General features: G+C 70.7%; 22 protein-coding genes. 9 read left to right on the top strand and 13 right to left on the bottom strand.

The window, feature by feature from the left end; all coding sequences use genetic code 11:
* Nucleotides 1-5: 5 nt before the first annotated feature.
* Entirely contained in the window at nucleotides 6-2,156 is a 2,151-nt protein-coding gene (locus ACX93N_RS04305; protein ID WP_459427161.1) for a 3-hydroxyacyl-CoA dehydrogenase NAD-binding domain-containing protein, read from the bottom strand.
* A 33-nt stretch (nucleotides 2,157-2,189) separates the two neighbouring features.
* Nucleotides 2,190-3,398, bottom strand: a complete 1,209-nt coding sequence (locus ACX93N_RS04310) for an acetyl-CoA C-acetyltransferase (protein ID WP_459427162.1) — start codon at nucleotides 3,396-3,398, stop codon at nucleotides 2,190-2,192.
* 160 nt (nucleotides 3,399-3,558) lie between these two features.
* On the opposite strand from ACX93N_RS04310, the gene ACX93N_RS04315 reads away from it, so the two are divergent.
* Nucleotides 3,559-3,987 (top strand): globin, encoded by a 429-nt coding sequence (locus ACX93N_RS04315; protein ID WP_459427163.1) that lies wholly within the window; start codon nucleotides 3,559-3,561, stop codon nucleotides 3,985-3,987.
* Between the two features lie 10 nt (nucleotides 3,988-3,997).
* Complete coding sequence (locus ACX93N_RS04320) at nucleotides 3,998-4,813, top strand: DUF547 domain-containing protein (protein WP_459427164.1); 816 nt, start codon at nucleotides 3,998-4,000, stop codon at nucleotides 4,811-4,813.
* Here the strand turns inward: ACX93N_RS04320 and ACX93N_RS04325 are convergent.
* The 8 genes from ACX93N_RS04325 to ACX93N_RS04360 form a co-directional block, all read right to left on the bottom strand.
* The gene (locus ACX93N_RS04325) at nucleotides 4,810-5,991 is read right to left on the bottom strand and encodes a urate hydroxylase PuuD (RefSeq protein WP_459427165.1); all 1,182 of its coding nucleotides are present in this window, start codon (nucleotides 5,989-5,991) and stop codon (nucleotides 4,810-4,812) included. The two genes, ACX93N_RS04320 and ACX93N_RS04325, sit on opposite strands and share 4 nt — an antisense overlap.
* 1 nt (nucleotide 5,992) lies before the next feature.
* Nucleotides 5,993-7,324, bottom strand: a complete 1,332-nt coding sequence (gene guaD, locus ACX93N_RS04330) for a guanine deaminase (protein ID WP_459427166.1) — start codon at nucleotides 7,322-7,324, stop codon at nucleotides 5,993-5,995.
* Complete coding sequence (gene uraH / locus ACX93N_RS04335; RefSeq protein ID WP_459427167.1) at nucleotides 7,314-7,649, bottom strand: hydroxyisourate hydrolase; 336 nt, start codon at nucleotides 7,647-7,649, stop codon at nucleotides 7,314-7,316. The genes guaD and uraH overlap by 11 nt, the downstream gene beginning before the upstream one ends.
* Nucleotides 7,649-8,206: a 2-oxo-4-hydroxy-4-carboxy-5-ureidoimidazoline decarboxylase gene (uraD, locus tag ACX93N_RS04340; RefSeq protein WP_459427168.1), complete on the bottom strand. Its 558-nt coding sequence runs from the start codon at nucleotides 8,204-8,206 to the stop codon at nucleotides 7,649-7,651. Before uraD ends, uraH begins: the two co-directional genes overlap by 1 nt.
* Entirely contained in the window at nucleotides 8,203-9,048 is an 846-nt protein-coding gene (gene xdhC / locus ACX93N_RS04345) for a xanthine dehydrogenase accessory protein XdhC (protein WP_459427169.1), read from the bottom strand. The genes uraD and xdhC overlap by 4 nt, the downstream gene beginning before the upstream one ends.
* Nucleotides 9,048-11,387, bottom strand: a complete 2,340-nt coding sequence (gene xdhB / locus ACX93N_RS04350) for a xanthine dehydrogenase molybdopterin binding subunit (protein WP_459427170.1) — start codon at nucleotides 11,385-11,387, stop codon at nucleotides 9,048-9,050. The genes xdhC and xdhB overlap by 1 nt, the downstream gene beginning before the upstream one ends.
* The gene (xdhA, locus tag ACX93N_RS04355; RefSeq protein WP_459427171.1) at nucleotides 11,380-12,795 is read right to left on the bottom strand and encodes a xanthine dehydrogenase small subunit; all 1,416 of its coding nucleotides are present in this window, start codon (nucleotides 12,793-12,795) and stop codon (nucleotides 11,380-11,382) included. Before xdhA ends, xdhB begins: the two co-directional genes overlap by 8 nt.
* Before the next feature lie 70 nt (nucleotides 12,796-12,865).
* Complete coding sequence (locus tag ACX93N_RS04360; protein WP_459427172.1) at nucleotides 12,866-14,125, bottom strand: MFS transporter; 1,260 nt, start codon at nucleotides 14,123-14,125, stop codon at nucleotides 12,866-12,868.
* A 140-nt stretch (nucleotides 14,126-14,265) separates the two neighbouring features.
* Here ACX93N_RS04360 and ACX93N_RS04365 point away from each other — a divergent pair, with 140 nt between their 5' ends.
* From ACX93N_RS04365 to ACX93N_RS04380, 4 genes are all read left to right on the top strand, one after another.
* On the top strand, nucleotides 14,266-15,225 hold the full coding sequence (locus ACX93N_RS04365; RefSeq protein WP_459427173.1) for a substrate-binding domain-containing protein: 960 nt from the start codon (nucleotides 14,266-14,268) through the stop codon (nucleotides 15,223-15,225).
* Between the two features lie 11 nt (nucleotides 15,226-15,236).
* Entirely contained in the window at nucleotides 15,237-16,781 is a 1,545-nt protein-coding gene (locus ACX93N_RS04370; protein ID WP_459427174.1) for a sugar ABC transporter ATP-binding protein, read from the top strand.
* Complete coding sequence (locus ACX93N_RS04375; RefSeq protein ID WP_459427175.1) at nucleotides 16,765-17,730, top strand: ABC transporter permease; 966 nt, start codon at nucleotides 16,765-16,767, stop codon at nucleotides 17,728-17,730. The genes ACX93N_RS04370 and ACX93N_RS04375 overlap by 17 nt, the downstream gene beginning before the upstream one ends.
* Before the next feature lie 107 nt (nucleotides 17,731-17,837).
* Nucleotides 17,838-18,899 carry an esterase-like activity of phytase family protein gene (locus tag ACX93N_RS04380; protein ID WP_459427176.1) on the top strand — a complete coding sequence of 354 codons (1,062 nt, stop codon included), beginning with the start codon at nucleotides 17,838-17,840 and terminating at the stop codon, nucleotides 18,897-18,899.
* On the opposite strand, the gene ACX93N_RS04385 is transcribed toward ACX93N_RS04380, so the two are convergent.
* Nucleotides 18,884-19,897: an adenosine deaminase gene (locus ACX93N_RS04385; protein WP_459427177.1), complete on the bottom strand. Its 1,014-nt coding sequence runs from the start codon at nucleotides 19,895-19,897 to the stop codon at nucleotides 18,884-18,886. The two genes, ACX93N_RS04380 and ACX93N_RS04385, sit on opposite strands and share 16 nt — an antisense overlap.
* 105 nt (nucleotides 19,898-20,002) lie before the next feature.
* On the opposite strand from ACX93N_RS04385, the gene ACX93N_RS04390 reads away from it, so the two are divergent.
* The 3 genes from ACX93N_RS04390 (at nucleotide 20,003) to ACX93N_RS04400 (ending at nucleotide 22,063) form a co-directional block, all read left to right on the top strand.
* Complete coding sequence (locus ACX93N_RS04390) at nucleotides 20,003-21,370, top strand: 8-oxoguanine deaminase (protein ID WP_459427178.1); 1,368 nt, start codon at nucleotides 20,003-20,005, stop codon at nucleotides 21,368-21,370.
* Between the two features lie 91 nt (nucleotides 21,371-21,461).
* Complete coding sequence (locus ACX93N_RS04395; protein WP_459427179.1) at nucleotides 21,462-21,740, top strand: type II toxin-antitoxin system Phd/YefM family antitoxin; 279 nt, start codon at nucleotides 21,462-21,464, stop codon at nucleotides 21,738-21,740.
* Complete coding sequence (locus tag ACX93N_RS04400; protein ID WP_459427180.1) at nucleotides 21,737-22,063, top strand: type II toxin-antitoxin system RelE/ParE family toxin; 327 nt, start codon at nucleotides 21,737-21,739, stop codon at nucleotides 22,061-22,063. Before ACX93N_RS04395 ends, ACX93N_RS04400 begins: the two co-directional genes overlap by 4 nt.
* Nucleotides 22,064-22,237: 174 nt before the next feature.
* Here the strand turns inward: ACX93N_RS04400 and ACX93N_RS04405 are convergent, their stop codons facing one another.
* Nucleotides 22,238-24,337, bottom strand: a complete 2,100-nt coding sequence (locus tag ACX93N_RS04405) for a nucleoside hydrolase (protein ID WP_459427181.1) — start codon at nucleotides 24,335-24,337, stop codon at nucleotides 22,238-22,240.
* Complete coding sequence (locus ACX93N_RS04410) at nucleotides 24,337-25,626, bottom strand: allantoate amidohydrolase (RefSeq protein ID WP_459427182.1); 1,290 nt, start codon at nucleotides 25,624-25,626, stop codon at nucleotides 24,337-24,339. Before ACX93N_RS04410 ends, ACX93N_RS04405 begins: the two co-directional genes overlap by 1 nt.
* Nucleotides 25,627-25,631 lie beyond the last annotated feature (5 nt).

The raw sequence follows: 25,631 nt of genomic DNA on the forward strand, positions 1-25,631 counted from the left end.
TCGCCTCAGGCGGCGGCCTGTGCTTCCTCGGCGGCGCGCTCCCGGGCGTTCTCCGGCGGCTCGAAGCGCTCACCGTAGGCTGCGGCCAGCTCCTCGCAGCGCGCGACGAAACGGCCGTAGCCGTAGGTCTTCACGAACTGCAGGAAGCCCCCGGTCCAGGGCGGCGCGCCGATGCCCATGATGGAGCCGATGTTGCCGTCCTCCTCGGAGCGCAGCACGCCCGACTCCAGGCACTTGAGCGACTCGATGACCTGGCGGAACAGGAGCCGGTCCTTGACGTCCTGCTCCGGCACGCAGACTTCCGGGTTGTAGTAGAGCTCGAGAAGCTTAGGCCATATGGTCCGGCTGCCGTCCTCGGCGTACTCATAGAAGCCGCCGCCGTGATACCGGCCGCCGCGGCCATAGTCCTCCACCAGCGTGTTGATGACGCCGCGGGTGACGGTGCCGTCGCCCCACTTGTCGAGCACACCCATCTCCTTCCAGGTCTGCTGCGCCTTACGCGTCAGTTCAAGGCTCACCTCGTCGTACACCTGAAGCGGACCCACGGGCATGCCCACGGCCTTGCCCAGGTTGTCGATAAGCACCGGGTGCATGCCCTCGGCGAGGAGCCGCACGCCCTCGTCGAGGTAGGTGCCGAAGGTCCGTGATGTGAAAAAGCCGAGGGAGTCGTTGACGACGATCGGCGTCTTGCGGATCTGTTGCGTGTAGTCGAAGGCTTTCGCGAGGGCCTCATCCGAAGTCTGTTCCCCCATGATGATTTCCACCAGGGGCATCTTGTCCACCGGGGAGAAGAAATGGATGCCGATGAAATTCGCCGGCTTTTCACTGGCCTCGGCCAGCTGCGTGATCGGTAGGCTGGAGGTGTTCGAGCCCCAGACGCCCCCCTCGGCGAGGAACGGCTCGCTGCTGCGGGTGATCTCGTGCTTCAGGGCCATGTTCTCGAACACGGCCTCGATGATCAGGTCACAGCCGCCGAGGTCCGCGTCCTCCGCCGTGGGCTTGATGAGCGCCAGCACTTCCTCGCGTTTCTCCGGGGTCATGCGGCCGCGCTCCACGCGCTTGTCGAGCAGCTTTTCCGCATAGGACTTGCCCTTCTCGGCCGCCTCCAGGGAGACGTCCTTGAGAATGACCTCGATGCCGGCCATGGCGGAGACGTAGGCAATGCCCTGCCCCATCATCCCCGCGCCCAGCACACCCACCTTCTTGGTACTCGTCTGCGGGACGCCATCGGGCCGGCTGGCGCCGCCGTTGACCTTGTTCAGCCCGAAGAAGAAGGTGCTGATCATGTTCTTCGCCTGCGGCGTGGTCACCAGGTGCGTCAGGCCGCGGGACTCCACCACCAGGGCCGTCTCAAGATCCAGGCGCGTGGCCTGCACCGCCACGTCGAGGATCTTTTCCGGCGCCGGCAGCAGGCCGCGGGTCTTCTGCCGCAGCATGGCCGTGGCCGCCGGGATAAGCTGGGCGATCTTCGGCGAATTGGCATCGCCACCGGGAATGCCGAAGCCCTTGCGATCCCAGGGCTGCACCGCCGCCTCGGGGTTGTCGCGATTGGCGAGGATCCAGGCCCTGGCCGCCGGCAAGAGTTCGTCCTTCTCACGCACCAGGTCGTGGATCATGCCCTCGTCCAGGGCCTTGCCCGGCGCGATGCGCTTGCCTTCCAGGAGATAGGGCAGCGCTTTCTCGAGGCCCAGGAGCTTGGTCAGGCGGACCACGCCACCCCCCCCGGGCAGCAGGCCCAGGCTGACCTCCGGCAGGCCCAGCTGCACGCCCTTGTCATCCCAGGCGAGGCGATGATTACAGGCGAGGCACAGCTCGAAGCCGCCACCGAGGGCGGCGCCGTTGATGGCCGCGACCACCGGCACCGGCAGTTTCTCGAGGCGGCGCAGCTGGTCCTTCACAGTGTCGATGCCACCCTTGAAGCGCTCCACGTCCGCCGGCGTCACCGCCAGCAGCTCGTGGAGGTCACCGCCGGCGAAGAAGACCTTCTTGGCCGAGGCGATAACCACGCCGGCGAGACCCTCTTCCTGCTCGAGGCGGGCGACGGTCTCACCCATGGCTTCGCGGTATTCATCGTTCATGGCATTGACCGGCCCGGTCATGTCCATGGTGACGGTCACGATGCCGTCGGCGTCCTTGTCGTAGTGGAATACGCTCATGATTCGGATCCTTTTCCCGGTGGCTGGGGTGCGTCAGACGCGCTCGATGATGGTGGAGATACCCATGCCGCCGCCCACGCAGAGAGACAGCATGGCGCGCGAAAGGTCGCGCCGCTCCAGCTCGTCGACCATGGTGCTCACCAGCATGGCGCCGGTCGCGCCCAGCGGGTGGCCCATGGCGATGGCCCCGCCGTTGACGTTGGTGACGCTGTGGTCGATGTCCAGGTCGCGCATGTAGCGCAGGGCGACGGAGGCGAAGGCCTCGTTGATTTCCCAGAGATCGATGTCGGCGGTGGTCATGCCCGCTTTCTTAAGGCACTTCTTCGCGGCCGGGCCGGGGCCCGTGAGCATGATCACCGGGTCGGTGGCGAGCACGGCCGTGGCGACGATACGCGCCCGCGGCGTGAGGCCCAGGTCCTTGCCCGCCTTCTCGCTGCCGATGAGCACGGCACTGGCGCCGTCGACGATGCCCGAGGAGTTGCCCGGCGTATGCACGTGGTCGACGTGGTCCAGGGTCGGGTACTTGCCCAGGATAACGTCGTCGAAGCCCATACCGCCCATCATCGCGAAAGACGGGTTGAGCTGGGCAAGCCCCTCAAGGGTGGTGCCGGGCTTGATGAAGTCGTCGCGCTCGAGAATGGTCAGGCCGTTCTCGTCGACCACCGGCACCACGGAGCGGTCGAACCAGCCGTTGTCGCGGGCGTGGGCGGCCCGGCGCTGCGACTCGACGGCGAAGGCGTCCACGTCCTCGCGGCTCCAGCCCTCCAGCGTGGCGATGGTGTCGGCGCCGATGCCTTGCGGCACAAAGCCGGTCTTGGCCGCGAAGGCGGGGTCACCACCCATCGGACCGCCGTTGGACCCCATGGGCACGCGCGACATGCTCTCCACACCCCCGGCCACCACCAGGTCCTCCCAGCCCGACGCGATCTTCTGCGCGGCGATGTTCACGGCCTCGAGGCCGGAGGCACAGAAGCGGTCGAGCTGCACGCCGGCGACGGACTCGTCCCAGTCGGCATTCATCACGATCATCTTGGCGATGTCACTGCCCTGCTCGCCGATGGGCGTAACGCAGCCCATGACCACGTCATCGACGTAGGCGGTGTCGAGTTGATGGCGCGCCCGCAGGGCGCGGAGCAGCCCCGCACCGAGGTCGATCGGCTTGACTTCGTGCAGGGTGCCGCCGGGCTTGCCCTTGCTGCGGGGGGTGCGCACGGCGTCGTAGATATAGGCTTCGTTCGGCATGGTCTCGTCCCGTGGGGTCCACTTGAGACCCCGCATTCTGCCGTCCGCGGCGCGCGGGGGGCAATGACGCCAGCGCCCCGCCCAATTGACCGAAAGTGACAGCGCTCGGCGCGCCGCCGTGCTATCCTCGCGGCCCCGCCGGCGGCATGGACAGGAACGGATGGGCAACGCGACGATCAACTACGGCGATGTCTTTGACGCCAGCTTTCACCGCATCCTCGGCGACGGCGCCTTCAACCCCGCCTTTACGACCCGCTTTTACGAGATCTTCCTCGGCCGGGACCCGGATATTGCCGACCGCTTCGCCAACACGGACATGAGCGCGCAGAAAACCATGCTGCACGACTCCCTGTTCACCCTGGTGGACTTCTATCGCAACCGCGTGCTCACGCCGCAGCTGCGCCGCCTGGCGGCGGTGCACAGCCGGGCCCAGCACGATATCCCGGCGGACCTCTACGACCGCTGGGTGAACTCGCTGGCTGCCGCGGTGGCGGAATTCGACCCGGAGTACGACGAGGACGTGGGCCTGGCGTGGCGCCTGGTTCTGAGCCCCGGCATCACCTACATGCGCTACTGCTACGACCGCTGAGCCTGCTCCCGTGGTCCGCGCCCTGCTCGTCGCCCTGCTGCTCGCCGCCACCGTCCCGGGTGCCGTACTGGCCGCCCCGCCGGGCCACGTGCCCTGGACCACCCTGCTCGAGGCGCACGTGCACCCGATCGACGACGGTGCGAGTACCGTGGTGGACTACGACGGCTTCGCCCGGGACCGGCTCGCCCTCAACCGCTACCTCGACCGCCTGTCGGCGGTGACGCAGGCGGATTTCGACCGCTGGAGCGCCGACGAGCAGCTCGCCTTCCTCATCAATGCCTACAACGCGTACACCATCGCCCTGGTGCTCTCCGGCTGGCCGGATCTCGAATCCATCAAGGACCTCGGCGGCTTTCTGCGCACCCCCTGGGAAAAGCGCTTCTTTCGCCTCCTCGGCGAGCGCCGCTCCCTGGACGACGTGGAGCACGGGCTGATCCGCGGCAGCGGTCGCTACGAGGAGCCGCGCATTCACTTCGCGGTGAACTGCGCGAGCATCGGCTGTCCCGCCCTGCGCCGGGAGGCCTATGTCGGCGACCGCCTCGACGCACAGCTGGAGGACCAGGCCCGGCGGTTCCTTGGCGACGAAAGCCGCAACCGGGTCACAGACGGCGCCGTGGCCGTCTCGCCGCTGTTCAAGTGGTACCGGGAGGACTTCACGAGCGGCTGGCGCGGGGCCGACAGCCTCGGCGCCTTTCTCGCCCTGTACGCCGATGCCCTCGGCCCGCGCCACGTCGGCCGGGCCGCCCTTGAAGCCGGCGACCTCCCCGTTAGATTCCTCGACTACGACTGGCGCCTGAACAGCGCCTCGCCGCCCAGGGAACGCTAGCGCTCGCGCAGCCAGGCGAGCAGCGCCGCGCGCTCTTCGTCCGCCATCCCCGTCACGTTGCCCAGCGGCATATAGCCGGTGCCGAGAGCCGTCGCCGCGCGCGCGGCGGCCGCATCCACCGCGGCGAGGGTCTGAAGCTCGAGCCCCAGGGGTGCGGCAGCCATGCCGGGCCAGCTGGGCGCCTGCGCGTGGCAGACAGTGCAGTGGGTTTCCACGAGCGCCAGCGCCTCACCGTCGGAGAGCCGGGGCCCTGCGCTCACCACGGCCCGGCTGCCGTCCCAGGCCAGCCAGCCGGCCACGGCCAGGAAACCCGCGAAAGCGAACACGAGGATGGACGGACGCACGATGCCCCGGTGCCGCAGGTTGAAGAAGTGGCGGGCGAACGCGGCGAGTGCGAGCAGCAGGAACAGCAGCAGCGGCGCGGCGCGGTGGCCGTAGAGCACCGGGTAGTGGTTGCTGATCATGCACAGCAGCACCGGCAGCGTGAAATAGTTGTTGTGCGTGGAGCGCAGCTTGGCCCGGGCCAGCCCCGCCAGCGGCGGTTCCCCGCCGCTTTCGAGGCTGCGCACGAAGGCGCGCTGCGCCGGAATGATGCCGAGGAAGACATTGCCCGCCATGATGGTCCCGAGCAGCATGCCCACGTGCAGGGCCGCCGCGCGCGGGGCGAAGAGCTGGAAGGCGAGCCAGCAGGCCCCGGCCGTCAGGGCGACCATGAGCCCCGCGAAGAGCCACTGTTGCCCGCCGGGCGGGCTGCGCAGCAGCGCCTCGTAGACTGCCACGCCGGCCGCCAGGAACAGGAGGCTCGCGAGCACCGCCGCCCCCGGGCCCGGCACCCAGCTATCCTGACCTGCCAGCAGCGTCGGCGCCTGCAGGTAGTAGACGAGGCAGAGCAGCAGGAAGCCGGACAGCCAGGTGGCGTAGGCCTCCCAGTAGAACCAGTGCAGCCGGCGAGGCATGGCCGGCGGCGCCCCCCGGTACTTGCTCACCTCGTAGATGCCGCCGCCGTGGAAGGACCAGAGGTCGCCGGCGACGCCGGCGTCCGCCTTTTCCGGAGGTGGTGTCTGCAGGGAGTTGTCCAGCCAGATGAAGTAGAAGCTGGCGCCGATCCAGGCGATGCCGAAGATGAGGTGCGCCCAGCGCACGAGCAGGGCCGCGAGATCCCCGAGCGTCGCCTCCACCTCAGGCCCCCACGACCAGCCGGCCGTCGCGCTTGCGGCACTGGCCGGCGACCCAGGTCTCGCGCACCAGGCGGTCATCGCCGAGTATCTGGTAGGCGAACCACTCCTCGGCGATGTCCCGGCAGGCGGCCACCCGCCCGGCGAGGAGCGGAATCTCCCGCGGGTTGAGGCGCAGGAAGTCGGCGTCCGAGCCGGGCGCCAGGGTGCCGATACGCCCTTCCAGGCCCAGCGCGCGGGCGTTACCCAGGGTGATCGCATGGAAGGCCTCGAGCGGCGGTAGCGGCTGGCCGCCGAGCTGGCAGACCTTGTAGGCGTCGGCCAGGGTGCCGAGCATGGACAGGTCAGTGCCCGCACCGACGTCCGATGCGATGGTCACAGGCACCCCCGCCGCGGCGAAGGCCTGCCAGTTGAACAGGCCGCTGCCGAGAAACAGGTTCGAGCTCGGGCAGAAGGCAACGGCGGCACCGGTCTCGGCGAGGCGGCGGATTTCGCCGGCCTCGAGGTGCAGGCAGTGGGCTAATACCGAGCGCTCCGTGCACAGGCCATGGGCATCGTAGGTATCGAGGTAGTGCGCCGCCTCGGGGAACAGCTCGCGCACAGCCGCCACCTCCCGGGGGTTTTCCGCCAAGTGGGTCTGCAGGTAGACGCCCGGGTGATCGCGCAGGAGCTGGCCGGCGCCGGCGAGCTGCGCCGGCGAGGAGGTAAGGGAGAAGCGCGGCGTGACCGCGTAGGCGAGGCGCCCGCGGCCGTGCCAGCGCTCGATCAGCGCCCGGGATTCGTCGATACCGCACTCGGCGCTGTCGCGCAGAGCCTCGGGGGCGTTGCGGTCCATGAGCACCTTGCCGGCGATCAGGCAGAGCCCGCGCGCTTCGGCGGCGGCAAAGAGCGCGTCGGTGGCGTGATGATGGCTGGTGGCGTAGACCATGGCGCTGGTCGTGCCCTGGCAGAGGAGCGCGTCGAGGAAGTCGGCCATGGCCACGCGGGCGAAGGCCTCGTCGGCGAAACGGGCCTCCGCCGGGAACGTGTAGCGCTCGAGCCACTCGAGAAGCTGCTCGCCGTGGGAACCGATGACGTCGAGCTGCGGCGCATGCACATGCGTGTCGACGAAGCCCGGCACGACGAGATCGCCCCCGAGATCGGTACAGGACGCAAGGTCGACGCCCCGCGCCTCGGCCGCGGCCGCCGCTTCGAGCGCGGCGATCCGCGTCCCTTCGACGACCAGCACGCCATCCTCGAGGTACTCGACGCGATAGCCCCCGCCCGCCGTCGGCAGACAGTGCAGGAAGCGGCCGCGAAAGCAGCGCGCGCGCCCGGTCGTGGCCTCAGCTGCCACGGTAGGTGCTGTAACCGTAGGCCGAGAGCAGCAGCGGCACGTGATAGTGCTCGGCGCTGTCGATGCGGAAGGCCACCGCTACCTCCGGGTAGAGCGTGTCTTCCCCGCGGGCGGCAAACCAGTCGCCGGTGGCAAACTGCAGCCGGTAGACACCGGGCGCAAGAGCCACGGCGGGCGTCCAGCTTCCCACGCGGCCGTCGTCGTCGGTCACGCCCTGAGCCAGCGCCTCACCGGCCGCGTTGAAAAGCGACACCGCAAGGCCCGTGGCCGGAAGCCCCCGGCCGAGATCCAGCACGTGGCTGCTCAGGGTGGCTGTCTCCGCCATCAGGCTGTCTCCTGTTGCTGTGAATCTGTGTCGGGGCCGCTGTCCGGGGAGCTGCCCCGAAGCCCCGCGATCGCGCCCGCCAGGCGCAGGCGCGTGATCGCCGCCTGCTCCCGGGCGGCATTGGCCAGCTCCGTCGCGCGGTCGTTGGGCAGCCGCTCGCGCAGCAGATCGCGCATGGCCGCGGCGGGCTTGCCGCTGGCACAGACGATGAAGATGAAGCCGTGCCGGTCCTCGTAGGCGCGGTTCAGGGCCAGCAGGTCCGCAAGGACCGCTTCGTCGGCTGCCGCCACCTGCCCCTGCTCCCGCGCCGCCGGCGCGAAGCGGTCGCGCAGCGCGGCGAGGTCGCCGATACGGGCGTGACCGGCGAAGGCCTCGAGCAGTGCCGCCTCGTCCATGCGCTGCCAGTGCGCGGCGGCGGCACGGAGGAGTGCGGCGCCGTCGGCGAAGGGCCGCTCGGAAAGCATGGCCGCCACCCAGGGCGTGCAGTGGCAGGCGTGGAACAGCAGGCGGCGCGCCTCGACCGGCGGCGCCGTGTTGAACTCGTCGAGGGTCATCATTCCGTTGCGTGCTCCAGCAGCCGCCGCAGCTGCCGCCAGTCGAGGGCATCACCACGGATTGCGTCGCTGTCGCCGCCCTGGCGCTGCAGCAGACCGGCGGCGATGGCGATGGCGACGGCCATGGGCCGCTTGCCGGGCACCGCCGCAAGGCCCACCGGGCACTCGAGACGGTCGATGAGCCCCGCGGGAATGCCGTCGCGAGCGAGGCGCGTGCGGAAGCGCTCCGCCTTCGTCCGCGAGCCGATGAGGCCCACATTGCGCCAGCGGTAGTCGGCGAGCAGAGCATGGACCAGGCGGTAGTCGAGGTCATGGTCGTGGGTGAGTACCAGAAGCTCGGCCCCGTCCGGCAGAGTCGGCAGCGCGTCCAGCGGGTCCGCGAGGTGTTCTGCGCACACGGCCGCCGGGGGCGCGGCCAGCAGCTCGGCGCGGTTGTCGACCCAGCGCACCCGGAAGGCCAGCTCGGCGAGCATGGGCACCAGTGCCCGCGCCACGTGCCCGGCGCCGAAGACCACCACGTCGCCCACACCGGGCCGGATGACTTCGAACAGCACGCTGACGCTGCCCCCGCAGCACTGCCGGGCGTCGGCGCCCAGGGGGATTCCCGTCACCTGCTGCCGGGCCTCGCCATCCGCCAGCAGCGCCCGCGCTCGCTGGAGCACCAGGAACTCGAGCTGCCCGCCGCCGATGCTGGCCCAGCTGTCCTCCCCGGTGATAACCATCTTGGCGCCGGCCTCCCGCGGCGTGGAACCGGCGGTGCTCAGCACCGTGGCCAGCACGTAGGCCTCGCCGCGGCGCTCCCGCTCCGCTGCCGCGGCGGCCCAGCTGCCGCCGTGGAGGGCCATCAGCGGCCGCCCCCGGCGCGCGCTTCCTCGATGGCCCAATAGACCCGCTCCGGCGTCGCCGGCGGGTCGAGGCGCGGGTTGAAGCGGTAGTCACAGAAGCTCGCGCAAGCGTCGCGGAGCGCGCACCAGGTCGAGACCGCGAGCATCAGCGGCGGCTCGCCCACGGCCTTCGAGCGGTAGATGGTCTCGGCATGGTTGGCGCGGTCGAAGAGCCGCACGTTGAGCTCCCCCGGCAGATCGAAGGCGGTGGGGATCTTGTAGTTCGCCGGGCTGTCCGAGAGCAGGCGGCCGCGGTCGTCCCAGGCCAGTTCCTCGGTGGTCAGCCAACCGAGGCCCTGCACGAAGCCGCCCTCGATCTGCCCGAGGTCGATGGCCGGGTTCAGGGAGTCGCCGACGTCGTGCAGGATGTCGACCCGCTCCACCCGGTACTCCCCGGTGAGCGCACTCACCCGGACCTGGCTGCAGGCGGCGCCGCCAGCAAAGTAGTAGAAAGGCCGGCCCCAGGCTGCGTCGCGGTCGAAGTCGATCGCCGGCGTGCGGTAGAACCCGTTGGCGCTCAGCGAGACGCGCGCCAGGTAGGCCTGCCTGATGAAGTCCTCGAAGGGCAGGCTCTCGCCGCCGGCGTGTACCCGGTCGTCGGCGAACTCGACCTCGCCGGCATCGCAGCCGAAGAGCGCCGCCGCAAACGCCACCAGCCCACGCTTGATGCGATTGCAGGCATCGAGCGCCGCCATGCCGTTCATGTCCGCGCCCGAGGACGCCGCCGTCGGCGAGGTGTTCGGGACCTTGTCGGTGCGGGTGGCACTGACGAGCACGCGCTCGTAGCGCACGCCGAGCGCCCGGGCGACCACCTGCGCGACCTTCGTATGCAGCCCCTGCCCCATCTCTGTGCCGCCGTGGTTCAGGTGGATGCTGCCGTCGGTGTAGATGTGCACCAGGGCGCCGGCCTGGTTCAGGTGTTTCGCGGTGAAGGAGATGCCGAACTTCACCGGCGTCAGCGCCACGCCCCGGCGCACATCGTCCTGCGACGCATTGAAGCGGGCGACGGCCTCGCGCCGCGCCCGGTAGCCGCAGTCGTCGGCGAGCCGGCGCATAAGGTCGGGAAGCACCGATTCCTCGATGGGCTGGCCGTAGGGCGTCACGTCGCCCTCGGCATAGAGGTTGTCCAGGCGCACGTCCAGCGGATCGCGGCCGACCCGCCGCGCGATGTCGTCGAGCATGGCCTCGGCGGTGATCAGCCCCTGGGGGCCGCCGAAGCCGCGGAAGGCCGTATTCGAGACCTTGTCGGTGCGGCAGTAGAGGCCCCGGATGCGCGCGGCCTGCAGGTTGTAGGCGTTGTCCGCGTGGAACATCGCGCGATCGACGATACCCTGGGAGAGATCCGCCGAGCAGCCGCAGTCGCCGGCAAGCACCATGGTCACGCCCTTGAGCCGCCCGCATTCGTCGAAGCCCGCACGGTAGCGGTTCCAGAACGGGTGTCGCTTGCCCGTCTGCACCATGTCGTCGCGCCGCGGCAGGCGGTGACGCACCGGGCGGCCGGTGCGCACGGCGAAGAGCGCAGCGAGGCAGGCCGGCATCGCCGCCTGGGATTCCTTGCCGCCGAAGCCCCCGCCCATGCGCCGTACCTCAGCCTGGACTGCGTGAATCGGCAGGCCGAGCACGCCGGCGACCAGCTTCTGCACCTCGCTCGGGTGCTGGCTGGAGCTGTACACGTGCACCCCGCCCTCCTCGGTGGGTTCGGCGGTGGCGACCTGCCCCTCCAGGTAGAAATGCTCCTGGCCGGCCATGCGCAGCTCGCCGTCCAGAGACAGCGGTGCGGCGAGCAGCGCGGCCTCCGGCTCGCGCAGGCAGAACTCGTGGGGCGGCAGCAGGTAGTACTCGCGCTCGACCGCTGCGCCGAGATCGACGATGGCTTCCAGCGGCTCACAGTCGATGTCCGCGAGGGCAACGGCCTGCTGCGCGGCCTCGAAGCTGGTCGCCGCCACCGCAAAGACCGGCTGGCCGAGGTAGAGCACCTCGCCGTCGGCGAGCAGCGGGTCGCCGTCGAAGACCGGGGCGATGTCGCCGTTACCGGGGATGTCGGCGGCGCTGATCACATCGACCACGCCCGGTGCCTCGCGCACCCGGGACAGCTCCAGGCGCGTGAGCAGGCCACGCGCCATGGGGGCCCGGCCGGTGGCCACGTGCAGCTGGTTCGGGTAGGTCGGCATGTCGTCGACGTACACGGCCGTGCCCGCGACATGACGCCAGGCCGAGTCCTGCGGCAGCCCCTTGCCGACGGGGTCCGCCGTGGCGGCAGCTGCGGGCACGCTGCGGGCTTGTGGCGAGAGCTTACGCATGCAGCGGCTCCACCGCGTCAATGCCAAGATCGCGTCCTTCCCGGAGTTCCCGGAGCGCCCGGCGCAGCAGCGCCGCCGCCATGGCGCGGCGATAGGCGGCGCTGGCCCGCACATCGTCGATGGGCGTGAACGCCTCTGCAGCCGCGGTACAGGCCCGCTCGATAGTGCGGTCATCGAGCGTGCCCGCCGTCAGCACGCCTTCGACGGCGGAGGCACGCACCGGTGTCGCCGCCATGCCGCCAAAGGCGACCCGGACCTCCCCCACCCGGTCCCCGGCAAGGTCCAGGGACAGGGCGAGAAGCACCGTGGAAATGTCGTCCTCGAAGCGCTTGCTGAGCTTGAAGATGCGGTGCGGCCGCGTCAGCGAGGCCCGGGGGATGCGCACAGCAGCGACGTACTCACCGGCCTCGAGCACCGTCTCGCGGTAGCCGCGGTGGAAACCGTCCACCGCTACGTCGCGACGGCGGCCGTCCGCGCCGGCGATTTCCACGGTTGCGTCCCAGGCCAGCAGTACCGGGGGCATGTCGGCGATCGGCGAGCCTCCCGCGAGGTTGCCGCCGAGGGTGCCGCGGTTGCGGATCTGCCGCGAGCCGAGACGTTCGAGCATCGCCACGAGCGGCGGTGACTCCGTTTCGAACAAGCGCTCGAGCATGCTGTAGGGCACGGCGGCACCGATACGCAGCGCGTCATTGGCGTCATCAACGGCGCACAGCTCGGCCACCGCGGTGATATCGACCACCGGGTCCGGTGCCGCGTACTGCTGGGTGATCTCGAGCACGGCATCCGTACCGCCGGCGACCAGCCAGGCGTCGGGATGCTCGCGCAGCGCAGCCTGCAGGGCGGCTTCATCGCGGGGGCGGTAGTAACCGGCGGGCAGTGCCTCACCGTGGTTCACCTCACCGGCCGGCGCACCGCTTTCGGGCACCACCGGCGCCGGCGGGTAGCCGTACATGCGCCGGCCCGCCTCGAGGATCGGCCGGTAGCCGGTGCAGCGGCAGAGGTTGCCGGCGATGGCCCCCCGGATGGCGTCGTCGCCCCGGCCGCCTTCGGCATAAAGCCCGGCGAGAGACATGACAAACCCCGGGGTACAGAAGCCACACTGGGAGCCGTGGCAGTCGACCATCGCCGCCTGTACCGGGTGTCGGCCCGGTCCGTCGCTGCCGGCCAGGCCCTCCACGGTAATGACGCGCTCGCCGGCGACGCTGCCGAGAAGCGTGATACAGCTGTTAACGCTTCGCGGCACTTCCCCCTGGCGGGCGAGCAGTACGGTGCAGGCACCGCAGTCGCCAGAGGCACAGCCCTCCTTCGTACCGCAGAGGCCGGCGCGGGTGCGCAGGAAACGCAGCAGCGTCTGCGAGGGCGCGCAGCCCGTCGCGTCGTGGGTTTCTCCGTTGACCGTCAGCTGCACCGTACCCGCGCCGCCTCACCGCTGCCTGTCCGGTAAACGGTAGCAAATTACTTGCCAGCGCGGCAGGCGTTCAGGCGCCGCCCTCCCCGGCAGCGTCAACCTCGCCGGTACCGGCGCTCGCGGCGGCCGTGCCCGCACCCGCCAGCCGCGGCAGCAGGGCCAGGCAGGCAATACCGGCGACTGCCAGCGCGAGGGCGACGGCGGCGAGCGCGGCGAGCCCTTCGGTGACCAGGGGCGCCGCCAGCGCGGTGCCCCCGGCCGTCGCCGCCATCACGAACAGCAATACCAGCGCGGACGCCCGGGCGTCGTCACCGTGCGAGGCCTGCAGGGCGCAGTAGAAGCCCGGCGGCCCGCGCAGGCCGAAGCCCATGTTGAAAGGCAGGAAGAGACCGATGATCACCGCCATGTCGCGGCCACCGGCGATGCTGTAGGCGAAGAGCGCGCCCAGGCCGGCGAGGGAGAGCAGGCTGCCGCCGAGAATGACGCGCTCGGCGCCGTAGCGTGCGACCACCCGACTCGCCAGGTTCGCGGCGATGATGAAGGTGGTGATGCCGCAGACCTGCATGGTGATGAAGTCACCGAGGGTGCCGCCGAGTGTTGTCGTGATCACCACGGGCATGCCGAAGACGTAGACCAGCAGGCTGCCGAGGGCAAAGCCCTGGCTCAGCGCGTAGCGGTGGAAAACCGCGTTGGTCAGGAGCACGATGTAGCTGTGTCCGCTGCGGCGCGCGGCGACCGGTGGCAGGATGCGTCCCGCGACGGCAACGAGCGCCGCCAGGGCCAGGGCGAGCGCACCGGTGACCAGGAAGGAGGCCTGCCAGCCGCCCCGGTGCAGCAGCCACACGCCGATGATCGGCGCGATGGCCGGCGCCAGCGACTCGACGCTGCCGATGAAGCCGATAGCGCGCATGGCGCCGCGGGGACTGAACAGGGCGCGCACCATGCCTGGCGCTACTACCGCCGCGCAGGAGGCGGCCACCCCCTGCAGGAAGCGCAGCAGCACCAGCACGGGCAGTGTCGGCGCTGCGGCCGCGGCCAGGGACGTCATGCCATAGAGCCCCAGGGCGAGCACCAGAAGCCGGCGGTTGTCGTGGCGCGCGCCGATCTCCCCGAACAGCACGAGACCGATACCGGTGCCCGCGGCAAAGGTCGCGAGCACCAGCTGCGCCTGTGCCGCATCGCCGCCGAGCGCGGAAGGCAGCGTCGGCACGGCCGGCAGCACGAGGTCCGTGCCCGCGAGGCCCAGCAGCGTACAGGCAATGAGCAGCGCCGTGGCCGCCACGGCACGCGTCTGGGGAATAGCGGTTGCCTCCTCGGGCGCGGACGACATGGGCTGGCCTCGGCAGACGGTGAACGGGAAAGGGGCGCAAGGATAGCAGAGGGGCGCCCATCGTCGATTGCGCCAGCGGGGTGAACTTGCTTTACTCACCGCTCCGCAACGGCAATGCCTGTAGCAACCGGGAGAAGACCATGACCCTGCCCCGCCGCCTGCGCGTCGCCGGTGCCGCCTGCCTGACGAGCCTGCTCCTCGCCGCCTGCGGGGGCGACGGCGAGCCGGTCCCGGAACCCTCCGGCAAGCCCCGCGTCGCGCTGGTGATGAAATCCCTGGCCAACGAGTTCTTCATCAGCATGGCGGCCGGTGCCCGGGCTCACCAGGCAGCGCACGCCGACCGCTACGAGCTCATCGTCAACGGCATCAAGAACGAGAGCGACCTCACGCAGCAGGTCTCCCTCGTCGAGCAGATGATGGCTTCACAGGTGGACGTGATCGTCATCGCCCCTGCGGACTCCCGGGGACTTCTGCCCGTCACGAAGCGCGCCGTCGACCAGGGCATCGTGGTCGTCAACATCGATAACCGGTTCGATGCCGAAGCCCTCGCCGGCATGGACATGCACGTCCCCTTCGTGGGGCCGGACAACCGCGAGGGCGCCTACCGCGTCGGCCTCGCCCTCGCCGAAACGCTCGAGCCGGGCGCCGAGGTGGCGATCATCGGCGGCATTCCCAGCGCTTTCAATGCCCGGGAGCGGGCCGCGGGCTTCCGCAAGGCCATGGCCGAGGCCCGCATGAGGGTCGTCACGGAGCAGGCGGCGGACTGGGAGCAGGCAAAGGCCGCCACGGTGGCCGCCGCCATCCTCAACGAGAACCCGGACCTCACCGCCCTGCTCTGCGCCAACGACAGCATGGCCCTCGGCGCCGTGGCCGCCGTGCGCCAGGCGGGACGCCGCGGTGAGGTCGCGGTCGTGGGCTTCGACAACATCTCCGCCGCCCGCGACCTCATCGCCGGGGGCGACATGCTTGCCACGGCCGAACAGTACGGCGATCAGCTCGCGGTCTTCGGCATCGAGTACGCCCTGCAGGTGCTGGAATCCGGCGCCGCGCCGGAGGACCGCCAGACCCCCGTGGACGTCATCACCGCGGAAGACCTCTGAGCCCCGACGGCATGGAGGCACTGCTCTCGATCAGTGGCCTGTACAAGGCGTTCGCCGTGCCGGTGCTGCGCGGCGTGGATTTCACGGTGCGGCCCGGAGAGATCCACGCGCTCATGGGCAGCAACGGCGCCGGCAAAAGTACGCTCTGTAACATCGTCACCGGGCTCCTGGCCGCCGACCGCGGCGAGCTGACCCTCGCCGGCCGCCCCCACCGGCCGCGCTCGCTGCGCGAGGCGGAAGCCGCCGGCGTGCGCATGGTCATGCAGGAGCTGAACCTCTTTCCTACCCTCAGCATTGCCGAGAATCTCAGCTTCCAGCGCCTCGGCAACCGGCTGGGCCTGCTGTCGCGGCGCCGGCTGGCGGCCCGGGCGGAGGCGGCGCTGGCACGCGTCGGCCTCGCGCACCTGGACCCGTCGCTGCCGGTGGCCCGGCTCGGCGTCGGCCAGCGGCAGCTGCTGGAGATCGCCCGGGCCCTCGCCGACGAGCCCCGCCTGCTGATTCTCGACGAGCCGACGGCCGCGCTCACGGACCCGCAGATTCACCGGCTCTTCGGCGAGCTCCGGCGCCTGCGCGACGCCGGCGCGGGCATCATCTACATCTCCCACCGCATGGACGAGATCTGCCAGATCGCCGACCGTGTCTCCGTGCTCCGCGATGGCGAACTGGTCGCCACGGAGGCCGCGGCGGACCTCGACAGTGACCGCATCGTGGAACTCATGGCCGGCGCGCCCCTCGAGCGGCCGGCGCGCGGCGCCGGCCGCGCCGCGGGCGAAGCGCTGATGACCGTCGATGGCCTCGGTCGCGACGGGGTGTTCGAGGACATTTCCTTCACGCTCCACGCCGGCGAGGTACTCGGCATCGCCGGGCTCATCGGCGCCGGGCGCACAGAACTCCTGCGCGCGCTCTTCGGCGCAGACCCCGCAGACCGCGGCGCGCTTCGCCTCGCCGCGGACGGCTTCGCCACGGCGCACCGCTTCCGTCGGCCGGCGGACGCCATGGCCGCCGGCATCGGCCTGGTGGTCGAAGACCGGCGCGACCAGGGCCTGCTCCTGCCGCTGGGCATCGACCGCAACGTCAGCCTGGCCAGCTACGGAGCGCTGCAGGGTCCCGCCGGGCTGATCGACAGCGGGGCGGAAGCCGCTCTTGCCGGGCGCTACTGTGAGGCCCTGGCCGTGCGCTGCGCCGGCACCGGCCAGCCGGTGCGGGAACTCTCCGGCGGCAACCAGCAAAAGGTGCTCATCGCCCGCTGGCTGGCCCGGGACTGCCCCGTGCTGCTCTTCGACGAACCGGGTCGCGGCGTCGACGCCAGCGCCAAGGCGCGCATTCACCGCCTGATCCGCGACGCCGCGGCCGCCGGTCGCGGCGTCGTGGTGGTGTCCAGTGAAAACGATGAACTCTTCGCAGTGAGCGATCGCATCCTCGCGCTCTCCCGGGGCCGGCTGGCCGGCGAGTTCGACGCGGCGACGGTCACCGAGGAAGCGCTGCTCGCCGCCTGTTTCCGCTACCACAGCCAGGACGGCCAGCGAGAGGAGGAACCCCGTGCCGCGACGCCCTGAGATCCGCCTGCCCTGGAACTCGCTGGGGCTCGTCGCCGTGCTCGCATTGCTGGTACTGCTGTTCAGCCTGCAGAGCGACTACTTCTTTTCCGCGGTGACCTTCCGCACCCTCGCCAACCAGATCCCGACCCTGACGGTAATCGCGGTCGGCATGACCTACGTGCTGCTGGTGGCGGGCATCGACCTCTCGGTGGGCTCGGTCATGGCCCTCTGCGCCGCGCTCATGGGCGTCCTCATGGTCGATGCCGGCTGGCCGCTGCCGCTGGCCCTCCTGGCCAGCCTGGCAGCGGGCCTGGCCTGCGGCCTGGCCAACGGCGCGATCAGCGCACACTGGCGCATTCCCTCCTTCGTGGTGACCCTGGGCATGCTCGAGATCGCCCGCGGCGGCGCCTACCTCGTCACCGATTCGCAGACCCGCTACCTCGGCGGCGCGGTCGGCGCCATCGGTGACCCGCTGCCGGGCCTGGGCCTGTCCCCGGCGCTCCTGGTCGCCCTGGCCGTCGTCGCCGTCGCCCAGTTCCTGCTGCTGCGCACCGTGTTCGGGCGCTACCTGGTCGCCATCGGCACCAACGAGGAGGCGGCACGCCTGTCGGGGGTCAACACGGGGCGCTGGAAGGCCCTGGTCTTCGCCATCGCCGGCCTGCTCGCCGCCCTGGGCGGCGTATTCCAGCTCGGCTACCTGCAGAGCGCCGACCCGAACGCCGGCATCGGCCTCGAGCTGTCGGCCATCGCGGCCGTCGTCATCGGCGGCACCAGCCTCTCCGGCGGCCGCGGCTCCGTGGTCAACAGCTTCCTCGGCGTGCTGATCATCGCGGTGATGCAGACCGGCCTGGCCCAGCTCGGCGTCTCCGAACCGGGCAAGCGCATCATCACCGGCGCCGTCATCATCGTCGCCGTGCTGATCGACCAGTACCGGGAGCCGCTGGCGGCACGCCTCGCCCGGCGATGAGCATACCCGTCAGCAGTGGCAGCAGCGCCGCCGCGACGGCCCCGGGCACATTTCCGGGCCGGTCGGTGCCGGAGCGCGCCCCCCGGAGGATCGGCAGGCGGACGGGCATGGCACTCCTCTGCACGGTCTTGCTGCTGGCTGGCTGCCGACAACCCGGAGGACCGCCCCCGGGGGAGAGGGGCGATCGCGCCGCCGCGGCCCTTCACCTCGAGCCTGTCGCTGACGAGCTTCGCACCGTGTCCTGCCCGCCCGGCACGCCCTTCGCGCCGTTGGCGCCGATCCCGCTCGAGGTGACCCCGGTGGACCTCGCAGACATCGACCCGGACGAGGACCTGCCCGGTGCCGCTTTCGCCGGCGGCTGGCAGCTGGCCAGCCCCTCCCCGGCCTTCGGTGGCCTTTCCGGCCTCGCTGCCCACGGCGACCGGTCGCTGCTGGCGGTCAGCGACCGCGGGGCCTTCGTTGAGATCGATCTCGCTGATGGCGCGCCCGTCGCCGCCCGGCTGGCGCCGATGCACCTGGATGCGGCAAGCGGCAAGGCGGACCGGGATGCGGAGGGACTGGCGCTGCGCGACAATCTGGCGCTGGTCAGCTTCGAGCACCGCCACCGGGTCCTCGCCTTCGACCTCGAGCGCTGTGGCGCGGCGGCGCGGGGCGCGGCGGTCGCGGCCTTCGGCGGTGCCGTGCGCGGCCTGACGCGCGCCCTGGCGGCCAACGGCGGTGCCGAGGGCCTGGCCCTGGCGCCCGGCGGTGGACTGCTTCTCGCGCTCGAGCTCGACGACGGCGGGCTGCCGCTGGCGCAGCTGGCCGCGGACGGCAGCGCCTCGGTCAGCGCGCGCATCCCGCCCCGGGGCCGGCCGGTGCTCACGGGCATCGACAGCACCGCGACGACGCTCTACGCGGTGCTCCGCGACTACCTGCCGGGCATCGGCAACCCCATCGAGGTGCTGGCGCTTCCCCTGGGCGCCGACGGGCCCGATGCAGGCGCGGTGCGCCGGGTGCTGCGGCTGGCGCCGCGCCACGGCACGGACAACTTCGAGGGCATCGCGCTCGCACCCCGGAGCGACGGGAGCCTGCGCCTCTGGCTGATCGCCGACGACAACTTCTCGCGCCGGCAGCGGACCCTGCTCTACGCCTTCGACCTCAGGGACGACCCTCAAGCCGCGCCATAGGCCGCCAGGTCCTCGCGCAGTTGCTCGCGCGCCGCCGGCGCCAGGAAACTCGCGTCAATGGCGTTGGCGAGCAGGCGCCTCGCCGTGGGGATGTCGAGGCCGAGCTCGCGGTGGAGGGCGAGGAAGTTCTCTGTGAGATAACCGCCGAAGTAGGCCGGGTCGTCCGAGTCCACGGTCACCGCCACGCCCGCGTCCAGCAGCTGCGGCAGCGTGTGGTCCGCGAGGCGGTCGAAGACACGCAGGCGGACGTTGGACAGGGGGCAGACCGTGAGCGGAATGCCCTCCCGGGCCAGGCGCTCGACCAGGGCCTGATCCTCCACCGCGCGCACACCGTGGTCGATGCGTTCCACACCAAGCACGTCGAGGGCATCGCGAACGAAGGCGGCGGGGCCCTCCTCGCCGGCGTGGGCGGTAAGCCGGTAACCGCGCTCCCGGGCGGCGGCGTAGAGCCGGGCAAAATCCGCCGGGGGATGGTCGCGCTCGGCGCTGGCGAGGCCGATGGCGGCGAAGTGGCCGCGCCAGGGCTCGGCGGCCTCGAGCTGCGCCAGGGCCTCGGCTTCCGGCAGGTGGCGCAGGAAGCTGAGAATGAGCACCACCGACTGGCCCCAGCCGCGGCGCGCATCGTCGATGGCGGCGCTGAAACCGGCCATCACCGTGTCGAGGGCCACGCCCTGGGGCGCGTAGGTCTGCGGCTCGACCATGATCTCCGCATGCACGATGCGCTCGCTGCGGCAGACGGCGAGGTAGTCGCCCATGAGGTGGTAAAAGTCCTCTTCCGTGCGCAGTACGGAGGCGCCGTGGTAGTACAGATCGAGGAAACTCTGCAGGTCCGTGAAGGCGCAGGCCGCCTCCACGTCGGCCTCGCTGGCGTAGGGCAGCGCGACGCCATTCTTTTCCGCGAGCGCCAGCAGGCGCCGGGGCTTGAGCGAACCGTCGATATGCAGGTGCAGTTCGCATTTCGGTGCGCCGCGGATCCAGCGCTCGAAGTCATCACTCACGGGGGTCTCCTCGCCGCTCATCAAGGCGCCCGATCATGGCCCCTGGTCCGACGCTGTGCAACGCGGTCGTGCTAACGTAGGCGTTTTTTACCGCGGAGAGCGACCGTGCAGGAACGCGAACCCGAAGCGCTCTGGCTCGCCGCGCCGGCGGCCTGCTGGACCGGCACCGGCGCCGATGCCGGCGGCGGCATCGTCATCCGCGGCAACCGCATCATCGAGCTGGTGCCAGCGGGTGGCGAGGCGCGCACTCCCGGGGCGCGGCGCGAGTCCGTCGCCGGTCTGGTGCTGCTGCCCGGGCTGGTGAACTGTCACCACCACTTCTACCAGACGCTGACCCGTGCCTTTCCGGCCGCGCAGCAGAAGGAACTGTTCGAGTGGCTGCAGGCGCTCTACCCGGTGTGGGCCGGGATCGACGGCGAGGCCGTCACCGTGTCGACCACGCTGGCGCTCTGCGAACTGCTGCTTTCCGGCTGTACCACTGCCGTGGACCACCACTACCTGTTCTCCGCGAGCACCGGCGACGCCATCGACCGGCAGGTCGAGGCCGCCGCCGACCTGGGGGCGCGGGTCGTACTGACCCGCGGTTCCATGAGTCTCGGCACTTCCCGCGGCGGCCTGCCCCCGGACAGCGTGGTGCAGGACGAGGACGCCATCGTCGCCGACTGCGAGCGGCTCCTCGCGCGCTACCACGACCCGGCAGACGACGCGCTGTGTCAGGTCGCCCTGGCGCCCTGCTCGCCCTTCTCCGTCTCCAGCGAGCTCATGACCGCGGTCGCTGCGCTGGCGGCGGAGCGCGGCGCCCTGCTGCATACGCACCTCGGCGAAACCGAGGACGAGAACAGGTTCTGCCTCGAGCGCTATGGCAAGCGCCCAGTGGATGTCCTCGAGGAGACCGGGTGGCTTCGGCCCGGCACCTGGCTGGCCCACGGCATCCATTTCACGGACGCCGAGATCGCCCGCCTCGGCGCCGCGCGCGTGGCGGTGAGCCACTGCCCCTCCTCCAACCTCTTCCTAGGCTCCGGGCTCTGCCCGGTGCTCGACCTCGAGGCCGCCGGCTGCCCCGTGGGCATCGGCGTCGATGGCTCCGCGTCCAACGACCACTCCAACCTCATGGAGGAGGTCCGGCAGGCGCTGCTGGTGCAGCGGCTGCGCTACGGCAGCGCGGCCGTGGCGGCCACGGACGCCCTGCGCTGGGGCACCGCGGGCGGCGCCGCGCTCCTCGGCCGGCGAGCCCTCGGCCGGCTGGCGGTAGGCGCCGTCGCGGACCTCGCCCTCTTCGATCCGGCCGAGGACCTGCGCTTCTCCGGCGCCGGCGACCTGGTCGCGGCGCTGGTCACCAGCGGCGCCCGGCGGGCGCGGCACGTCATGGTCGACGGCCGCTGGCGCCTCCGCGACTACGCGCTGGCGGGCGTGGACCTCGATGCGCTGCGCAGCCGCCACGCGGTTTGCGCGCGGCGGCTGCAGGCGGGGTAATACCCGGACGCGCCGGGGCTCCGGCACAAAGCTGCCGATTGCGGTATGGACTTTTTTCGGACTATATTTGGTCCTGAACAGGAGGGTGGGTATGAAGCTATCGAGGCAAATCAAGCCGATCAGTTACCTGAAGGCTCATGCCGCAGAAATCGTGCGCAACCTGTCACGGCAAGGCGAACCTCTGGTTATCACTCAGAACGGTGAAGCCAAGGTCGTGCTGCAGGGCATCGAAAGCTATGAGCAAACGCAGGAGACCATGGCCCTTCTGAAAATCCTCGCGCTCGGCTCGCAGCAGATCGAGGAGGGCAAAGTCCAGCCCGCCGGTGATGTCATTCAGCGGCTTCGAAGCCGGAGCAAGAAACGCGGATGACCTTCCGGGTCTTCCTGACCGACGATGCGTCACGGGATCTGGAGGAGTTGTACGACTACGTTGCGTCCCACGATGCGCCGGGCAAGGCGGATTATCTTCTCGAGCAAGTAGAGAAAGCTTTTTCGACCCTCTCCGACAACCCGGAGCGGGGAGCCTACCCAGGAGAACTGCTGGCCATCGGGCTTCGCGAGTACCGTGAGATTTTTTTCAAGCCCTACCGCATCATCTACAGAGTCATGACCGACATTGTCTATGTCATGGTCATTGCCGACGGCCGGCGCGACATGCAGACACTGTTGCAGCGACGCTTTTTGCGCGGCTGAACATCGCGGCACCAGCCACGCACTCGCCAACGGGGATCACGCAGGTCTGGCTGCCCAAAGACGACGGCGCGCGGCGCATCCTGTTCCTCGTCGACACCCGGAACCCGGGCGACCCGATGCTCCCTGGCGGCGCCTTCGAGCAGGTCGTCGAGCTTCGAGGCGATCCCGCCGGGTTCAGTCCGCGGCCGGTGGTTGCGGTGTCGTCAGCGTATCGAGGAACAGGGCGAAGGCCGCCTCGGCGTCAGTCTCCAGGCACACGGCAGCCGGCGTGCGACCGCTGTCGGGGGCTGGCGCCATGACCCCGGCGCTGGCGGCATCGAGGTGCCGGCGCGGGGAACCGTCGGCGGCGCGATCGGGCATGGAAAGGTCCGACCCGGGGAACCAGGGCTTGTCGGTGCCGGAGGCGGCAACCGACAGCGGCATCCTCTCGCCGCGGCAGAAACGCTCGGGGTCGACCACGGTCATCGCGGCGAGGACGTCCCAGTAGTAATACTCCCCCGAGTCGATGAACCAGTCGTTGGCGTCCAGGACCCGGTCCCACCAGTCCGCCGCCGGGTTGTCGGCCCGGGCCTTCACTTCCGCTGCGACGGCGGGCGTCACGCGGACATCGTTGGTCACGTCCAGGCCCACCACCTCGACGGCCAGCGGCCCGGCGAACACGCGGTCCGCCGCCACCGGGTCCACGTACAGGTTCCACTCCGCCTGCGTATTCGGGTGACCGTCCGTGAAACCCGGCACGATGATGTTCCCCGCCTCGCGGAGATTGCCGCCCATGATCACCAGCCGGTCCACCTTTGCCGCATCGCCCGGGTAGCGCTCGAGCCACTGGGCGATGTTGGTCAGCGGTCCCGTGGCGAGCAGCGTCACCGGCTCCGCGCTGGCGGTGATCGCCTCGTGGATGAGTTCCACCGCGTGCCCGTCCCGGGGTGTGCGCTCGCTCGCGGGCACCGCGACGCCGGACAGCGCGTCCATGTCTTCCTGCCAGGGCTCCGGGAACACGAAGTAGCCATCCAGCGGCACCGGGTCGCCACAGGCCGCGGGAATCGCGGCGCCGGCGGCGGCCAGGTCTGCCAGGGCGAGGGCATTGGCGACGCCGGGCCCGCAATGCGCCTCACCGCTGCCGGCCACGGTGATGGCGCGCAGGTCCACGGCCGGATGGCGGGCGAGAAAAAGCAGCGCCGCCCAGTCGTCGATGGCCATGTCCGTATCGAAGACGACGGGGGTGGGCCGCGGGGGTGCTGCCTCGAAGCGCTCCCAGTCCGCGAGCAGGGCGTCAAGCGCGGCGCTGCCGACCCGCCAGGCGGCCTCCAGCGCCGGCCGCCCCTCGTCCGGGTAGGACGCGGTGGTGCTCCAGGCCGCCGTCCGGCCCGGGGGCGGCATCGTGAAGTTGCTCGCCGTGCGCAGCACCAGCACCCGGTCCGGGTCCACCAGCTGCTCGCGGGCAAGGCGATGCAGCGCCGTGAGTGTACCGCTGTCCTCCATGTTCGAGGTCATGAATTCCATCCCGCTGCCCGCATAGAGCGGCACCCAGTCATTGGCCCAGCGGTTCAGCTGTTCGCCGTGCCAGTAGGTGCTCGCCGAGAGGGTCTCGCCCACGGTGACGAAGGGCGGGCGCTGCGCCTCCGGGAAACCCTCGTAGGCGGCGCGGAAAGCCTTGAGTGCCGGCGTATCCGGCAGCGCCACGTCGCGCGTCTGCCGGAAGGCCCAGTCCGCGAGCGCCGCGTTCAGGGGAAAACTGATCGTGTCCAGGGTCCAGCCCGTGGAGACATCCTGCGGCCCCTGCGCCGGCTCGTCGGCGCCGAGGGGGATGAAGCCGTAGGGCCAGTGGTCCGGGATCTCCCGGGCGTCGATCTCGTAGACGAGGTCGCCGTCGACCACGGCACGCGCCCAGGCGGCGGAGCCCAGGGACAGGTCTTCCGGATCGGCGCCGGCGATGCCGGCCACCAGCCAGTAGGCCCGCGACAGGTCGAAGCGCTCATCGAGGCCCAGCGCCATGATGGACGCGGTCGCGTTGGCAATGCCGCCGCCGACACAGATCAGCAGCACGCCGTCTTCCGTCAGGTAGAGCGGGTACTCGCCGAGGGGAAAGGGGTAGCGTTCGGCAATTTCCGAACGCTCGACCCAGTACTGCAGTTCCCCGGGCCGGTCGCCGGTGGGTTCGCCGTACTCGAACATGGTGACGACCACGGCGCGCACGGGCACCGGCTCGGCGCGCACCGCGGACGCGAGGCTGCCGGCAAGCAGCGCGAGACACAGGGTCAGGATGCAGCGCATCAGGGGTTCTCCTCTCGTTCCCGGGCCGCGAGGGCCCGCAGGGTCAGTTCCAGGGCGGCCAGGGCCGCGGCGACATCCTCTTCCGCCACGGATTCCGCCGGGTGGTGGCTGATGCCCCCGGCGCAGCGGACGAAGAGCATGCCGACATCGGTGAGTTCCGCCAGGCTCATGGCATCGTGGCCGGCGCCGGAGACGATGGACACGGGATTGAGCCCGAGATCCAGGACCGCGTTCTCGAGCACCCGCTGCAGCCAGCTCGCGCACTCGACCGCCGGCGCCCGGTGCGTTTCCTCCCAGGCAACGCGCATACCCCGGCTTCCGATCAGCCGGGCCAGCTCGTCCGTGAGAGCCTCCACGGCGAGGTCCCGGGTGTGGTCCCGCCCGGCGCGGATGTCCACGGTGAACTCGCAGTCCCCGGGGATCACGTTCGGCGCCCCCGGGTAGCACTGCAGCTGGCCGACGGTGGCGACGATCTCGAAGCGGTCAGCGATGCGCTCCACCAGGTGCACGGCGCTGGCGGCGGCGACCAGGGCATCCTGGCGCATGTTCATCGGCACGGTGCCCGCGTGCCCGGCGCGCCCGCTGACCCGGACGCGGAAGCGCCGGGCGCCGGCGATGCTGGGCACCACACCGAGGGGCTGGTCGTTGTCCTCGAGCACAGGCCCCTGCTCGATGTGCACCTCCAGGTAGCCGACCAGTTCCTCGCCGGCACGGCTGGCGCTGCCGATAGCGGCCGGATCGCAGCCGAAGGCACCCAGCGCTTCGCCAAGGGTCGTGCCATCGCCGTCGCGCAGATCGAACCAGGCCGGGTCCCAGCTGCCGGCGACGGCACGGCTGCCGAGGAGCGTGGTGCCGAAGCGGGCCCCCTCCTCGTCCCCGAAGCCGAGGAGATCGACATGGAACGGCAGCGCCTCCCCGGCGGCGTGAAAACCCGCCATGGCTTCGAGCGCAACGAGCACACCGAGAATGCCGTCGTAGCTGCCGGCGTTGCGCACGGTATCGAGGTGGGAACCAAGCATCAGGGTCCGGCGTGGACCGTCTCCCGGCGCCGCGAGCCTGCCGCAGAGATTGCCGGCCGCATCCTGCCACGCCGCCAGGCCCGCCTCCTCGAGCCACCCGGCGACGCGGGCGTTGCAGCGGGCGTGCTCGGGCGTCAGGAAGCTCCGGTAGATGCCATCGTCGAGGGAGGAAATCGACGCCAGCTCATCGCAGCGGGCCATCACCCGGGCCGCCGCCGCGCGCTGCTCGGGCGTCGCCTCGAAGACTTGCTGTGCGGGCGGCGTGTCCACGGGCA

The sequence above is a fragment of the Pseudohaliea sp. genome (assembly GCF_054552115.1).